The sequence below is a fragment of the Spirosoma flavus genome (genome assembly GCF_054778555.1).
This window is the reverse complement of the sequence record NZ_BAAGZL010000009.1, coordinates 208,233-223,479: the sequence shown is the minus strand read 5'-3', so window position 1 is coordinate 223,479 and position 15,247 is coordinate 208,233. Positions and strand designations below refer to the sequence as shown.

General features: G+C 48.0%; 12 protein-coding genes. 5 read left to right on the top strand and 7 right to left on the bottom strand.

What is annotated here, in order from left to right; all coding sequences use genetic code 11:
• Nucleotides 1-35: 35 nt before the first annotated feature.
• The 3 genes from ACYVF1_RS30705 to ACYVF1_RS30695 all read left to right on the top strand — a co-directional run bounded on the left by ACYVF1_RS30705 (nt 36) and on the right by ACYVF1_RS30695 (nt 2,237).
• Nucleotides 36-962 carry a sterol desaturase family protein gene (locus ACYVF1_RS30705; protein WP_461086317.1) on the top strand — a complete coding sequence of 309 codons (927 nt, stop codon included), beginning with the start codon at nt 36-38 and terminating at the stop codon, nt 960-962.
• A 121-nt stretch (nt 963-1,083) separates the two neighbouring features.
• A complete protein-coding gene (locus tag ACYVF1_RS30700; RefSeq protein ID WP_461086267.1) occupies nt 1,084-1,221 on the top strand; it encodes a hypothetical protein in 138 nt (45 codons plus the stop codon).
• A 77-nt stretch (nt 1,222-1,298) separates the two neighbouring features.
• Nucleotides 1,299-2,237, top strand: coding sequence for a universal stress protein (locus tag ACYVF1_RS30695; RefSeq protein ID WP_461086265.1), 939 nt, complete (start codon nt 1,299-1,301; stop codon nt 2,235-2,237).
• A gap of 22 nt (nt 2,238-2,259) precedes the next feature.
• Here the strand turns inward: ACYVF1_RS30695 and treF are convergent, their stop codons facing one another.
• The 3 genes from treF to ACYVF1_RS30680 form a co-directional block, all read right to left on the bottom strand.
• Nucleotides 2,260-3,864 (bottom strand): alpha,alpha-trehalase TreF, encoded by a 1,605-nt coding sequence (gene treF, locus ACYVF1_RS30690; RefSeq protein WP_461086263.1) that lies wholly within the window; start codon nt 3,862-3,864, stop codon nt 2,260-2,262.
• Between the two features lie 312 nt (nt 3,865-4,176).
• Entirely contained in the window at nt 4,177-7,563 is a 3,387-nt protein-coding gene (treS, locus tag ACYVF1_RS30685; protein WP_461086261.1) for a maltose alpha-D-glucosyltransferase, read from the bottom strand.
• A gap of 570 nt (nt 7,564-8,133) precedes the next feature.
• Nucleotides 8,134-9,528 carry a TIGR00341 family protein gene (locus tag ACYVF1_RS30680; RefSeq protein WP_461086259.1) on the bottom strand — a complete coding sequence of 465 codons (1,395 nt, stop codon included), beginning with the start codon at nt 9,526-9,528 and terminating at the stop codon, nt 8,134-8,136.
• A gap of 89 nt (nt 9,529-9,617) precedes the next feature.
• Between ACYVF1_RS30680 and ACYVF1_RS30675 the strand changes: the two genes are divergently transcribed.
• Nucleotides 9,618-10,865: a cation:proton antiporter gene (locus ACYVF1_RS30675; RefSeq protein ID WP_461086257.1), complete on the top strand. Its 1,248-nt coding sequence runs from the start codon at nt 9,618-9,620 to the stop codon at nt 10,863-10,865.
• 38 nt (nt 10,866-10,903) lie between these two features.
• Here the strand turns inward: ACYVF1_RS30675 and ACYVF1_RS30670 are convergent, their stop codons facing one another.
• The 3 genes from ACYVF1_RS30670 to ACYVF1_RS30660 form a co-directional block, all read right to left on the bottom strand.
• Nucleotides 10,904-11,260, bottom strand: a complete 357-nt coding sequence (locus ACYVF1_RS30670; protein ID WP_461086255.1) for a hypothetical protein — start codon at nt 11,258-11,260, stop codon at nt 10,904-10,906.
• Between the two features lie 113 nt (nt 11,261-11,373).
• A complete protein-coding gene (locus ACYVF1_RS30665; protein ID WP_461086253.1) occupies nt 11,374-11,700 on the bottom strand; it encodes a universal stress protein in 327 nt (108 codons plus the stop codon).
• Between the two features lie 38 nt (nt 11,701-11,738).
• A complete protein-coding gene (locus ACYVF1_RS30660) occupies nt 11,739-12,296 on the bottom strand; it encodes a universal stress protein (protein WP_461086251.1) in 558 nt (185 codons plus the stop codon).
• Nucleotides 12,297-12,542: 246 nt separating this feature from the next.
• Between ACYVF1_RS30660 and ACYVF1_RS30655 the strand changes: the two genes are divergently transcribed.
• A complete protein-coding gene (locus ACYVF1_RS30655) occupies nt 12,543-13,118 on the top strand; it encodes a fasciclin domain-containing protein (RefSeq protein ID WP_461086249.1) in 576 nt (191 codons plus the stop codon).
• Nucleotides 13,119-13,528: 410 nt separating this feature from the next.
• Here the strand turns inward: ACYVF1_RS30655 and ACYVF1_RS30650 are convergent, their stop codons facing one another.
• A complete protein-coding gene (locus ACYVF1_RS30650; RefSeq protein ID WP_461086247.1) occupies nt 13,529-15,247 on the bottom strand; it encodes an autotransporter outer membrane beta-barrel domain-containing protein in 1,719 nt (572 codons plus the stop codon).

Sequence of the window (15,247 nt, the reverse complement as noted above, 5' to 3'; positions counted from 1 at the left end):
GCAGGTACTCAACCTGATGAAAATTTTCTTGAATGATGGTCGACTCCTTATTTGGTGCCCCACCTATCCCTCTGGACCAGCTCTGGCGGGTAGATCAGGGGGCGCCTAATCTAATTTTATGGGCTGTTCCGGTTATGATTGTGCTAACGGCGGCCGAAATGATTATCTCCTACATGCAGGAGAAACCGTATTACGAAAAATGGGAAACAATCGGTTCAATTCTGGTCGGCCTGGGTTCGCTGGCGATTGGCGTTGCGATTAAACTTGCCCTGCTCTACGGCGTGGTATGGCTTTACAATCAGTTGCCCTGGCGGATGGCCCTGCACTGGTGGACGCTGCTTCCCTGCTACGTTATCTACGATTTTTTCAGTTACTGGGCGCATCGATTCTCACACGAGCAGCGCTTCTGGTGGGCAACGCACGTCGTACACCATTCGGGCGAGCATTACAACCTAAGTGTTTCGTTTCGACTGAGCTGGATACAGAATTTAAAGATTATCTTTTTTCTGCCCGTTGCCCTGGTCGGGTTTCATCCCATTATTTTCTTCGTGACCAATCAGATAGCGGTCCTATTCCAGTTCTGGGTGCATACCGAATACATCCGCCGGCTTCCTCGCTGGATCGAATACGTGTTTGCTACGCCATCTAACCACCGCGTCCACCATGGTTCGCAGGAGAAGTACATCGACAAAAATTACGGTGCTACGTTCATTTTCTGGGATCGGCTGTTTGGTACGTATCAGCCTGAAGAAGAGCCGCCTATCTATGGCATCACGACCAACATTGGCAATAAGGCAAATCCATTGCACATCAATTTTCATGAAGTAATGGACATTATTCACGATGTAAAAAAGGCAAAAGGATTTCGGCAAAAGTGGTTTTTCATCTTTGGTAGCCCCGTTGCGATAGATCAGCATAAAAAGCAGAGGATGAAACCGGAAGAAGTCGCTATTGACGAATAGATTAGCAATTTGCCGACAACCGATGCATCCGCTTATGGTTATAATAACTTTCTAAGTTCTGTTTAAGCTCATTCTAAGGGTAAGGGGCGAAATTTGGGTAAAACCAAATACTTAATACGTTATGTCGCCTACGCTTACTCAAGTAACACTGTCCCTGTTTGCCATTTCTCTGGCTACCATATCGGTTTCTCTTTTCCAGCTCTGGCGATTTGTTGCTACGTTACGTCAGCGGGTTAACGTCCGTGCGTTTCTTCTGTAATGACAGATAACTGGCGTTTAAACGAGTGCTACGTTGCCACGAGAATGGTTGCAGTGGACTATAAACAGGATGAGCCAATGAATAATCTAACTATAAACCGAATACTAGTTCCAGTCGATCTGGATCATACATCACCGGACATTATAAATCTGGTTATTGCGATGAGTCAGCGACACAAAGCTGAAATCAGGCTATTGTATGTGATTAACCCTGAACACTATACCTTCGCTACTGACGATAGTCTGATGGTGTCGATGCCTCATGATGAGGTGCTAAAAACCGAAACCCAGCGATTGCAGCAATGGGCTGATGAAACGCTAAGCGATCAGTCAATTCCTTTTTCAGTCGAATGCAGGATTGGGCCAATTACAGACCGAATTACGGAAGCCGCCACCGATTTTGGGGCCGATTTGATTGTAATGGGTACACATGGCTCCACTGGTTTGCTTCAGTACGTAATGGGATCCGAAGCTTATCACGTTGTCAATCAGGCGCTGTGCCCAGTACTGACGGTGCCTGAACAGGCCAATGTGCGCGATTTCAAAGAAATCCTTTTCCCGATCCGACCAGTGCCGGAAGCCATCGCCAAATACGAGTTCAGCCGGACGATTGCTCAAAAGAATAATGCCCATTTGACCGTGCTGGGTTTAACCGAAGAACTGGATTCGGATGCTGGTAAAGCCATTAATGTCAACATGGCCTTACTCAACAAAAGCATTTCAGAGGATGCCATTGAGGCTGATTCACTACTGTCGCAAACCAGTTCTGCGGTGAATACCGTTCTGCAACAAGCCGATGAGCAGAACGCGGATTTGATCATTATCACGGCGGATCGGGCTAGCAATATTCGGCATTTATTTGTGGGGCCTTTCTTTAAACAGATGATCAGCCAGGCCAAGCGTCCGGTGTTGTGTATCAAGCCAGAAACGCCCGTCCATAGTCAGCCCGCCAGAGGAGAAGCCATACCGCTGTTTCCAATTTTAAGCGAATCTGGCTCCTCGTTGGCCGTAGGCTAGGCCACGTGAACGTAGTATCTGCTTATTTTTCTTTGAGCAAAGTGAGCAACACTCCGTTGGTCCAGCCGAAACCGTCCTGATTCGGATATTCACCGCCTTTGGCTGCTGCCGTATTTACTACGTCGTATTTTTCGACCAGCTTGCCCGATGCTTTGTAAACCCGCAAATTTTCGGCTACCCAACTTTTTTTTATTTTGGCTGCTAAAGGCTGTTGGCGATAATTGCGCAGTCCCTGAATGGCTATCCATTGCAGGGGAGCCCAGCCGTTGGGCGCATCCCATTGTTCGCCGGTACGGATCAACGTAGTGGCCAATCCACCTGATTTCAGAAACGATTGTTCCAGTTTGCGGGCCACCGCAACGGCCTGAGCCGACGTAGCGATTTTCACAAATAGCGGATAGACACCAGCCAAGGAATAGACCGAAGACGGTTTCTGAGCCACGAAATCATAGTCAAAAAAGAAACCGTTTTTCGGGTTCCAGCAGTAGCGCTGAATGGCGCTACGTCGCTGCTGAGCCAGTTGATCGTATTCTTTCGATAAAGCCACATTTCCCTTCAATCGATACGCATCGGCTAATGTTTGTTCCAGATTCACCAGCAGCGCGTTCAAATCGACCGGGATAAAATCCGTAGTGTGAATGGTACGTAGACGCTTGCCATCCTTCAGCCACCGGCTGCTAAAATCCCAACCCGATTCAGCCGCAGCCCGCAAATGACGATACACAACCTGCGGATTTTTGGCGGATCGGGCCAGCTGAACATCTTCCCGATACGACTCCGGACGTGGAGTCTGATTATCATCAAAATACCGATTCAGATACACGCCCTCGGCCAATCGTACTACGCGTCGAAAGGCGGGCTGCTGGGCGGTCAACTGAGCTTTACCGGCCATCCAGAAATCATATTCGCGCTGCAGTTCCGGCAAATACGTAAGCAAAATCCGTCGCCCCTGCGTTTCACTTAGCAGATTCACCATAAACGAAAAAAATGGCGGCTGCGACCGACCCAGAAAATACGTTCGGTTGCCATTCGGTACGTAGCCAAACGTTCGGATCAGGTACGCGAAATTATCGACCATGTTTCTGATTAGTGTCGTTTGGCCAGATGTCCGTAGGCCCAGCATGGTGAAATAACTATCCCAATAATAAATCTCACCGAAGCGGCCACCTGGCACTACGTATGGTTTGGGGAGCGCAATCAGCGAACCCATCAGCTCACCCGATTTCGGTTGGGACGTAGCGGGCCGAGTCAGTACGGACCACAAATCGGTGATGTGCTGCTCGACCGATTGCCCGGCTTTACTGGTATAGCCGGAGGCTGGTCTGACGGGTAACGAAAAATGCTGACCAACAAAGTTTTTCAGATTGAAACCAGACTGTTGCTTAGCCTGGTCATAGTTCGCCAGAATTGTGGCTGGTGGAAATTTAGGCGTGCAGTCGGCGAATGTTTTCGAATCCGGAAAAACTGATTTCAACTGGACGGCTTCGAACAAAGCCCCAAACTGCTCATCGGGACTAAGCCGTGTCTGCTGAATTGCCTGTGTTTGTAAACCCTGTCCCAGATGCTCAGCCGGGTTAATAACGAAGAAGAAACTAGCGATGAATGTGTATTGAATGAATCGATTCATGGGTAATTAATTACAAAATCCATATGGGTTACCAACCCAGCGAAGCTGCTTATTGTCGATAAATGGTGTTGTCCTAGCGGAACGTTTGTTCCATCGTATTTCGTGTCTGATAAACTCTCCGTAATGACAGTTTCAGACAGCCGATAATCCAGACATAGATAACTCGCACGTAATCAATTTGGGTTACGAGATCACACACGTTTGCCCACCGCATCTGATCCAAAGCATATCTTTAACGCTCTGATTCAGATGCGGTAGGCAAACGTGAAAATGCCTGACTAACGTAGTGTGCTACGTCGAAAAATGGGGTGATTAAATATCGGCTATCGTACCCAGCACCGCATCACTTTCCTGTAATACGTTTTCTTTAGTTGCCAGCCCCGACGTAGCAAGAATCGATTGAATGATCCGCAACGGAATACGTACCCAATCGGGACGACTTTCGAGTTCACGGGTCAAATCGGCGATGGATTTTTCGAGCAGATACGTTTCCAACATCATTTGCAGATCGGCGGACTGTTTGGGGAGAAATGAACTGCCCTGAACCGTTTCCAGATACGCTTCCATAAAGAAATTAGTCATGCTTTTCGCCCAGAATTCCGCGTATGGAAGCAGCGTGACTGTATCGTCGGCCAGCACCTGATTATTCAGCAGAAAACCCTCGTAGGATACGTAGTAAAACGAACGAATCATGGACGCTACGTCGCGCAGGGGCGACCGCTTTAGTCGGCGTTCGCTGTAGCTGCGACTGGGATCACCGCCGAAATCCTGAATGGCCATGTCTTTGCCGGTCAATAGAATTTTCTCTAGTTGTAAATCGCCGTGAATTCGAATTTTCGTGGTATCGAGCTTTTTCGCATAAATCCGTTTCAGCAGATTTAAAACGTCCTCTTTTTGCCCAAGTATCTGTTGCACATCCTGTCGAATATCGTCGGGAAGGCGTTGCAGATTCTTTTTCTGGGTCTGGTAACTTTCCCGAACCAGCGACTGCAAACCCGCAAACAGGGAGCGTTGATAATGCAGCGAAAAATCTTCGGGCGCAAACTGCGGATCGCCAGGATTAGACGCCAGCGCCTGGTGCATTTGCCCGATACGTTCGCCCAGCAATCGGGCCTGCTGAGCCGCCCGATGACCAATTAATTCCTGGGTTTCGAACGGCAACGTACTGAAAGCAACCGGCTGGCTGAACGTACCCATTGGAGCCGCCAGCGCAGCCGAGAGTTGCGTCTGATTGCGCGCCAGAATCCGTTCAATAAAGTTGTTGATCCGTTCCAGGACGTAGCGTTTTCCGTCGCCATGCTGGGCATTCATTTCCTGCATAACGCCCAACGTAATGGGTTCGCCCGCCGAAAACATGTCGATGGAGCCTGTAAACGTCGGTACGTTCGTAAACCCGGCCTGTTCAGATAGAAACCGCGTCATTTCTGTATCCGGATTGGCCAACAGATCCACCTTTCTATACATTTTCAACAGATAACAGTGGTCATAAGCAATGGATACGTAGTCGGAGCCCGCCGAAAGCAGTTTGGGTTTGATCGTATCATGCTGCTGAAAATAATTCTCCAGCGCTGGTTTACTCTGGAATACGAGATTACCGCCATTGGGTCTGCCCTGCTGAGCAACTTTCTGAAACAGTGCCTGTTGCACGTCGGGTAAATACAATCCATCGCACAGAACGCCCGATTCATGCCCTAATTCAAGCGTAGCCAGTACCGCCTGCGGACAACTGTGCGTCAGCTTAGCCGTCTGCGACTCGTTGGCAAAAGCGACGATCAACTGGAAAATTTCGGGTAGTCCCCGTTCATACGAAACTTCGAGCAGCAGAACATACGCCGAACCGACGGGCAGCATCAACGGAGCATGGTTAAAAATAGTGACACTCCGCATGGTTTGCTGTTTCTCGCGAAACCAGTCAGATCGGATCAGATAATCGGGTAATACGTTCGTTTCCAGCCGTTCGCGGGCGCCATGACTCAAAATCTGCCCCCAAAGGGCAACGCGCAGATCGGGCAACTGAAACGGAGTTTGCACATCGGTATGCGCCTTCTCCAGCACGAACCACTGATAATCATGCGGAGCCAATGTGAAGAAATACGTCTCCTTTTCGGAAACAGCGGGAAACGAATTTCGACTGAATACATCGACCGGTACGTAACCACCGAATCCATCTAATTCGATTTCAGTAGGTTGCGAATACTTCGACAAATTGATGATAATCAGCAGCGTTTCGCCTTCGTAAGTACGCGTGAAAGCCAGCACTTTTGGATTTTCTACGGGTAGAAATGTCAATTCGCCCCGCCCAAACGCTTTGTATTTCTTGCGAAGCGTGATCATCCGCTTCATGAACCAGAACAGCGAGGACGTATTGGTGCGCTGCGTTTCCACGTTGACCGATTCGTAATGGTACTCGGGATCAAGAATAGTGGGCAGATAAAGCTTATGCGGGTTCGCCGAAGAGAAACCGGCATTCCGATCCGGCGACCATTGCATGGGGGTTCGGACGCCGTCACGGTCGCCCAGATACACGTTGTCGCCCATACCGATTTCATCCCCGTAATAAATCACCGGCGTACCACGTAGCGAAAACAACAGGCTGTTCATCAGTTCGATTTTCTTGCGGTTGTTACCCAAAAGGGGCGCCAGCCGGTGGCGAATACCGAGGTTGATACGTGACCGGGGATCTCTGACGTACGTTTTATACATATAATCCCGCTCTTCGTCGGTCACCATTTCCAGCGTTAATTCATCGTGGTTACGCAGGAAAATAGCCCACTGGCAATTATCTGGAATGGCGGGAGTTTGATCAAAAATATCGGTAACCGGATAGCGATCTTCCATTTGCAGCGCCATAAACAAACGGGGCATCACCGGAAAATGGTAATTCATGTGGCATTCGTCGCCCTCGCCAAAGTAAGACGCCGAATCTTCGGGCCACATATTTGCTTCGGCCAGAAATGCAACACCCGGAAAATGCTCATCAATGTGCTGACGCAGTTTCTTCAGAAAGGCGTGCGTTTCGGGCAGATTTTCGCCGTTGGTGCCTTCCCGTTCAAACAGATAAGGCACTGCATCTAACCGAAAACCATCCACGCCCAATCCGCACCAGAAATCGATTATCTTAAAAATCTCGTCCTGAACCAGTGGATTATCATAATTCAGATCGGGCTGGTGATGGAAAAAACGATGCCAGTAATACTGCTGCGCTACGTGGTCCCAGGTCCAGTTGGAGTTCTCAAAATCCTGAAAAATAATTCGCACATCGCTGTACTGCGTTGGATCATCCGTCCAGACGTAGTAATCCCGTTCGGGCGAACCTTTGAGCGCTTTTCGGGCCCGTTGAAACCAGGGGTGCTGATCCGATGTGTGGTTGATAACCAGCTCGGTAATCACTTTCAGATTCCGCTGATGCGCTTCGTGAAGCAAGGTTTTAAACTGCTCAATGGTGCCATACGACGGATTGATGGTGTAATAATCGGCGATGTCGTAGCCATCATCACGCAGGGGCGACGGATAGAACGGCAATAACCAGATGGCCGTTACACCCAACTCCTGAAGGTAATCCAGCTTGGTGAGAAGCCCCTGAAAATCACCGATTCCATCGCCATTACCATCGCAGAAGGCTTTGATATGCAGTTCATAAATAATGGCATCCTTATACCAATGAAGATTCGGGTCTGCCTCTATAGTTGATTTTGTCATGATCGCTTCGAGTAAAATGATTACTTACCAATCTGTTCGTGGTGTCGCAACCAGGTCGGTCTTTTAGCAACTTCCGTCTCCAAGCTAAAAATCAGCTTATAATCCCATTAGAAATTACTTAGAAAATAGCAATTCTCCTGATAATCAATCTAATCGCTGACTTCTAAGCAGTTTCTAAAAATTGCTTAAGCTCCCTCTAATACCTGATTACTTCTTTTGTTTAAGGTGCTTAGCGCACTTAGCGGTATTGTAATCCGACTATCGTTATTCTTTACAAACTACCGACTAAAAGCCAATTGCGTACTTAATCCACGATACACTAACGTAACAAGGTCATGTCTAAAAGTTCTTTTTTATATTACACACCGTTTTTTCCACCGGGCCCTGTTTCAGAGCAAACCCGAAACCACGACAAAAACTGTTTCGCGAAGAACCTGAAAAGCCGGACTGGCTTAGGATGTTGATGACAGCCCTGTTTTTGCTGACGTTGTTTCTTCTCTGGATCGTTGATGTTCCCGGCTTATTGGTACGTTCATGAATACAGTATTGATAGACAACGCAAGACACCGGCTATTCAACCAGCAGTTTTATTTTTCTGCTCTTCGTACGGCTTTGCAACCAGCGTTCAATCCGACGCTTTTCGCTAGCTGTATGCCGACGAGAAAATTTGGCGTAAACCAGCATAACGGTATCGGGCTTATTGCTGCTGGCGTTCATAACCAATGAGCGGGCAGCGGTAAACGTTTGTACGTCGGGCATCAGCGTTTTGAGTTCGTTTCGCAAGTCAGCAACGGACAGCCGCGAAGTTTGGGTTAGGTCAATATAGCGTCGTAAAGAGTCGATGGTATGATCTTTTCGGGCAATCGTTGCCTGGCTATATTGTATGACCTGATCGGCCAATGTCGTCTTCAGGGCATCCACGTCGATTTCCGTATCTTTAAAATTACCCTGTTTGACGATGAGGTTGGCGTTGTCCAATCCATAAGCGGGCATTTTGGTACGTAACAGATTGATCGAATCGTTAGGTAAAGGTTCACCCACCAGCGAGAGTTCTAGTGTACTCTGCTTCCGATTGAACCGGGCGGTGTAATTGATGACCTGTCGGTACTGAAAATTACATTCAGCCGTGACAAAGCGTTTGGCTGCCTGTTCAAAAATCGTTTTGCGAACAATCTGATAACCCAGGTAGCTACTGGGCACGACTACGATGAGCACGGCGACCCAAATGGTAGTACGCACCCGCCGTTCCACCTCGGGTGAAGGGTATTCTTTCTGGTGAAAATTTAGAAACCGGACAATCAGTACAGTGGCTAGGCTAATGCATACACTGTTGATCAGAAACAGGTAAAACGCACCGGCAAAATAATACAGATTACCCGTTGAGAGGCCGTAACCAGCGGTGCAAAGTGGGGGCATGAGCGCTGTAGCAATGGCAACACCCGGAATAACATTGGTCACTTTTTCCCGGCGCGACCCGGCGACTATACCCGCCAGCCCGCCAAAAAAAGCGATGAACGCATCCCAGACGGTGGGCGAGGTACGGGCCAGAAGCTCAGACTGTGCCTGGTGTAAAGGGCTAATGAAAAAGTAGAGCGTTGAGGTCAACAGACTAATAAATACGGCAATGCTCAAATTTTTCAACGCCCGCTGAATCAACGTCAGGTCATTGATGCCAATACCCAGGCCGATTCCCATGATTGGCCCCATTAACGGAGAAATGAGCATGGCACCGATAATGACGGCGGTAGAATTGACATTAAGCCCAATGGAGGCAATAAAAATAGCGAAGATGAGCGTCCACAAGTTAACACCCCGAAACTCAATGCCCCGGCTAATCGACTGAATGATACCTGCTTCATCGGCCTTATCTTCATCCAGACTGAAACGCTCGCGAATCATCTGGCTGAACCGAGTGAGCGGATCCGTGCGATTCGTTCGTGGGATTTTAGGATTATTGGCAAGCATAGTTGAAGCAGGTTAATGGGATTACTAGTATAAAAACGAGTGGTTTAATGAAAAGTTAATGTATTCTTGTTCAATTCATCCAATACAACATGAGCCTATTTACCTTGATTACCCTTTTGATTGTCATCGCAGCCTTATTTGCCTATCTGAATACGCGCTGGCTAAAACTGCCTGATGCCATTGGAATTATGGTGTTATCCCTGGGGTTTTCGGCGATGTTAATTAGCGTAAACGCTATTCAACCTTCCTGGTTTGTACTGGTGCGACAGGCTGCCAGGGAAATTGATTTCGGACGTGTGCTATTCGACGTCATGCTGAGTTTTCTACTGTTTGCTGGTGCTTTTCACACAGATGCCGCCCAATTACGGGTCGAACGCAAGTCGGTGATGTTGTTCGCGTTAGTCGGCGTATTGCTGAGTACGGCACTGGTTGGAACGGGCTTATATGTTATAGCAGGTTGGTTAGGGTTTAGCTTATCCCTACCGGTTTGCCTGCTCTTTGGCGCCTTGATCTCCCCCACTGATCCGATTGCTGTACTGGGCATTCTGGCCAAATTCAAACTCCCTGAAAGCGTCAAACTCAATATTGTCGGAGAATCTTTGTTTAACGACGGGGTTGGCGTAGTGGTTTTTGCGTCGATTTACCGAATTGTAGTGAATGGAACAGAAAGCATTAGTGTGGGTGAAATCGGATTGTTATTTCTGGAAGAAGCTGGTGGAGGAATCTTATTTGGTTTAGCGCTGGGTTACGGCATGTATTGGCTTCTGCGTTCGATTAACCACTACCAAACCGAGGTTATTATCACCATTGCGGGGGTTATGGGTGGTTATTTGCTGGCGCAGAAACTGCATATTTCCGGACCACTGGCCATGGTTGTAGCTGGTTTATTTGTCGGTGATCGCGCCCGGGGTGAAGCCATGAGCCATCAGACCGAAGAGTATGTTGATAAATTCTGGGAGTTGATTGACAGCATCCTCAACGCACTTTTATTTGTGTTAATTGGCCTTGAACTACTCACTCTGGATTTTCAGTCGAGCTATTGGCTGATCTGTGCAGTAACGGTTCTCGTGGTACTCTTGGCCCGGTTTATATCAATCTGGTTACCATTCCGATTGGCTCAGCGCTGGCTCGGACTGGATGATAAAGCACCGATCATGCTTACCTGGGGCGGTTTGCGTGGAGGGCTGTCAATCGCCATGGCGCTGTCTATACCCGATGCATTACCCCATAAAGATTTGCTGGTCACCATCACCTACAGCGTCGTTTTATTCTCTGTCATCGGGCAAGGGTTGACCATGGAGCGACTCATCCGACGGTTGTACCCAACAGAGTCGTAATCATGCAAAGCATTAGCTCTCTAAATATGAGGGCTAGCTTATAATAAATGGACCAACTCAGCCGTAATCTGACAGTCAGCCATTACTGACTTCGCAAAGGGCAAATTTCCTTTGGGCGCCATTAGGTATAGTTGTCCTCCTCGACTGGCGGCCAATTGTCCTAATAATTTCAGCTTAGACATCAACGGATCAATGTCGTCCGTTTTCATAATTACCTCAAAGTATGACTTTTGATCAAACTGTTTTCCGGTTACGTCGGGCGTAAACGATTCACCATCTTGTTGTCGATCATACGTAATCGGTTTATCATACCCATCGGTATTGGCTTTTATCTCGACAAAACCGTGAGTTCTGGCCCAGTCGGCTACTCGTTGGATATAGGCTTGTTTGTTCATAATCAGAGTGATCTAGCGTTTTAAACAAGGCTGCCCAGTTTAGAGAAGATTCGGTTGAGCGACCGTATTATATTAAAATAGCTTTTGAAGCTTGTAACTTGTGATCGACTATTTTACAGAGCTGTCAGATCTACATTAGCCTGGTCAAATTGCCAGGAATGCTGACTAACCGCTGGCTCTATTGGCGATTCAGGTCGTATCGCCAGTACAGGTATGAGGGCATTATGAATGATCTGCTGGGTGAAGGGACCGATAAAAAAGTTATCACTTGTTGTAGCCAGCCGGGCAGTAATAATTAACAAATCGGATTGTAATTCAGCGGCTTTTTCCAGGACTGTGTCAGCCATCGATTCGGTTGGTATATAGATAGTTTGACTTTTAATACCATCTTGTGTAAGCTTCTGGCCCAGTTCGGAAACAGCTTCCTGCACCTGATCCATACTAATGAACTCGTCCGGAATAGTTAGTGCTAATACCGTCAGGTCTGTACCGATGTTCCGAATAATCTTTCGCGCAAAATCATATTTTTTGCTGCATACGGTATGGGCCTTATCGGAAAAAGAACATGGCCAAACGTAGTACGTTTATGGTTATCTGGTACGGTCAGTACGGGACAAGGGGCTGTTTTGATTACCTGATAGGCTTCGTTATTGGTTTGAAAGGCCTGTAGAGATGATCCAATATGCGTACCCATCACAATCAATGCTGGATTAAGCATACGAGCTGCATTGATTATTTCCTCATGTACAAGCCCCACCCGAAGGCTAGCCGAGCAAAAAACATGCTGCTCCTGAGCTATTATCGTGGCCAGCATCTGAATCATACTGTCTCCTTCCCGGATCAGATGATTTGTCGGCAAAACAGTTGATGGCTGGTTAACAGATTTAACGCCAACTTCGTCATAAGGCAATATATAAAGTAGGTGAAGACCCGTTTGCTGCTGCCGACAGAACTGAATGGCAACGTCCAGTGCATTTAGCGATGTTTCCGTAAAATCGATAGAAACCAGTATTTTTTCTGATGGCAGACTATTCATAAGCTTGCTTTTCGGCCTTTTTCAACGTAGTGAAGGCAACGAAATGAAAATTGTTAAACTCTTCTTAAGAAAAGTTTAACAGGGCCTTAGAATTTGCTTAGAATAGAACTAGATCCCCACAAATTCGTGGATACTGGGTGGCTGGCCGTAAAGCACCGTGTAGAATAAAATAACCATTTTTAGAATTCAGGGTTAAAAGGGTTTGAGCGTTAACGCGCGCTAATTACATTTTCTCAACGTTCAGGTATGAAATTCAGCTATCGACTTATTTGGGGACTTTTTTGCCTAGGATTGATAATTCTTGCGCCCCCTGTAGTTGCTCAGACAAACAATTCGGGCAGTTCCTCCTTAAAAGCTAGTGGTGTAAAAACAGGAACGAGCCTGGGACTCAGCGCGGCAAAATCAGCTGATCATACTACGTTACTTCAGTTGCTGAAGGCGTCGGGTCTACTTAACCGAGCGTACGACAAGGGGCCATATACTGTATTTGCCCCTACTAATGCGGCATTTTCCGGACTCCCGGATGGTGATCTTAATGAACTACTGCTGCCTTCGAGTAAAAAGCGGCTTATTCAGTTTCTGGCTTATCACGTAGTAAAAGGACGACTCACGTCCGACCAGTTAAAAGATGGCCAGAGCCTGACCAATTTGACGGGGCAAATCCTTATCGTGCACAAACAGGGGAATGACATCACGATCAAAGACGGCCGGGGTACCGTAGCCGATGTCATTCAGGCGGACATTCGCGCCACAAATGGCGTCGTTTATTCTATCAATAAGGTATTACAGCAGGTTGTCAATAAAGGGCCAATCGTCCGCTAACCAGCAACATCCTATCCGTCTTCGCCAGCACTGGCAGCAGCTACGTGAATCGCGCTGGTTTGTACCGGGTCTGTTGGTACTCATATGATTTGGGTTTGTATACGCTTTGGTGGCGTTTCATGCAGGCACGAGCTGGCAAGTCGACAAATAATTTCCGTTGCGGTTTGGCACGGGGGCATATGGTGCCCGAGGGAGGCTGGTCGCCATGGCGAGTTCCAGGCTTATAGTTGCTGCGTTGACCTTTTCACTAACGTTATCGACTCTCCGCGACAAATCTAGCCAGTTGATTTATCGCGGAGAGTTTTAATTATGAGCAGCTTATACTATCGTGTCATTATCATCACACGATGGCATGGGTACGAAATACTATTGACCGATGCTGTGTTCCGGTATATTCAACCCGACTCAGTCTATTTCTTTTCCAATAATTGTTTAAGCATTGCCTCAAGCTGAGAGACTTTGGTATTTAACTCAGTATTGTCTGCCTGTAATTTCGTAATCGCTTGCTGCTGGTTCTCAGCTTTCTTCTCCTGTTGAATACTGTACAAGGTCAACTCTTCAATCTTCTCCAGCAACGTAGCATCCATCTTTGCTACGTCGATACCCTGATTCACTACCTCTTCGGCCGAGGGCACTCCCGGCAGGTGCTTGTTTATTTTAACGTACTGCTCCACTTCCGACAGACCTTTCAAGTGATACGTATCGGCAAACACGTAGTCGCTCCACTCACTGGTGTTCTTGACGGCCACCTTCACTTTCTCGGTCAGAATTCCCTCCTCCACAAACAGCTTGTAACCGACCGGAGTACGCGCTACGTTGCTGCCGATAATCACCGCATCATTCTGAGTGCTTTGCAGATACCCCCCGTTACGTTGCCATAGCGATTCACTTACGCCTTCGCGAGCGGAGCCATTCGAACTAGCCAGCACAACATCGCCACTGCCATTGACGGTCAGAAACTTGGTAGCGTTGGTCACCGAGGCCGGAGAGCCACTGGTTAGCTTGGTGAAGCGCAACCCCGACTGGTTAGCGCTGGCGTTGGTAATCTCTAAGGTGGCGTTAGGAGCCGAGTTACCAATGCCCACTTTGGCGCCCAGCGCCCCTATAATCACCGAATTGCTCTGGGTGACCACGGCATTGACGCCGATGGCGGTGGCATTGTCCACATTAACGCCCCCGGTACGGGTCTGAAAGCCAATGAAGGTGTTGTTGCTGCCCAACCCGTTGCCAGCGAAGTTAGCACCCCGGCCGATGTAGGTGTTGTTCTGACCGGTGGCGTTGGCATAGCCCGAACCATCGCCGATGAAGGTATTGCCCAGTCCCGAGGTGTTATTCTGGCCCGAGCCATTGCCGATAAATAGATTATACGAGCCATTGTTGCTGGCTCCCGCGTAAGAACCCATAAACAGGTTGCTGGCTCCGGTGGTGTTGGTTAGGCCAGCCTGTTGACCCAGAAACACATTATAGTCGCCGGTTGTGTTGTTCTGACCCGCCTGATAGCCCACAAAGGTATTGTTGCCACCCGTCAAAGAAGCCGCCCTTCCTGCCTGTGCACCAATGATGGTGTTGTTGTCGGCCTGCACACCATAACCAGCCCCGTAACCAATTAACACGTTCGATGATCCAGTATGGTTATATCCCGCTCTGGAGCCCATGACGGTATTGCCTATACCCGTTGTATTAGTCATACCAGCCTGATTTCCTAAGTAACAATTATTATGTCCCATTGAATTACTGCTACCAGCCTGCGCGCCCAGAAATAGATTGTTATAGCCATACGTGTTGGCGGTACCGCTGAAAGCGCCCACAAATACATTACTTCCACCATCAGATTGATAACCTGCTTTTGCCCCTAAATAGACATTGTTGAAACCGCTCTGATTGCTGTAGCCGGCTTGATAGCCGATGAAATTATTATACTGGCCATTCGCATTATTGACCCCTGCCTGATAGCCAATTATGCTGTTACCAAGACCACCCATGGTTGTATTACCGGCCGAAGGGCCAATTAAAGTGTTGTACATACCCGGCGTGGTCGAATTTGCCGTAGTAGCCGTGTAATTGGTCGGCTGGGCGCGAAGCGCGAAGGCGCTAAACAGTAAAGCCAATAGTGTAAAGCTATTTTTCAT

Bases quoted from the DNA above. Each gene is read 5' to 3' on its own strand.
- ACYVF1_RS30705 (WP_461086317.1), top strand. From the start codon at position 36: ATGGTCGACTCCTTATTTGGTGCCCCACCTATCCCTCTGGACCAGCTC.
- ACYVF1_RS30700 (WP_461086267.1), top strand. From the start codon at position 1,084: ATGTCGCCTACGCTTACTCAAGTAACACTGTCCCTGTTTGCCATTTCT.
- ACYVF1_RS30695 (WP_461086265.1), top strand. From the start codon at position 1,299: ATGAATAATCTAACTATAAACCGAATACTAGTTCCAGTCGATCTGGAT.
- treF (WP_461086263.1), bottom strand. From the start codon at position 3,864: ATGAATCGATTCATTCAATACACATTCATCGCTAGTTTCTTCTTCGTT.
- treS (WP_461086261.1), bottom strand. From the start codon at position 7,563: ATGACAAAATCAACTATAGAGGCAGACCCGAATCTTCATTGGTATAAG.
- ACYVF1_RS30680 (WP_461086259.1), bottom strand. From the start codon at position 9,528: ATGCTTGCCAATAATCCTAAAATCCCACGAACGAATCGCACGGATCCG.
- ACYVF1_RS30675 (WP_461086257.1), top strand. From the start codon at position 9,618: ATGAGCCTATTTACCTTGATTACCCTTTTGATTGTCATCGCAGCCTTA.
- ACYVF1_RS30670 (WP_461086255.1), bottom strand. From the start codon at position 11,260: ATGAACAAACAAGCCTATATCCAACGAGTAGCCGACTGGGCCAGAACT.
- ACYVF1_RS30665 (WP_461086253.1), bottom strand. From the start codon at position 11,700: ATGGATCAGGTGCAGGAAGCTGTTTCCGAACTGGGCCAGAAGCTTACA.
- ACYVF1_RS30660 (WP_461086251.1), bottom strand. From the start codon at position 12,296: ATGAATAGTCTGCCATCAGAAAAAATACTGGTTTCTATCGATTTTACG.
- ACYVF1_RS30655 (WP_461086249.1), top strand. From the start codon at position 12,543: ATGAAATTCAGCTATCGACTTATTTGGGGACTTTTTTGCCTAGGATTG.
- ACYVF1_RS30650 (WP_461086247.1), bottom strand. From the start codon at position 15,247: ATGAAAAATAGCTTTACACTATTGGCTTTACTGTTTAGCGCCTTCGCG.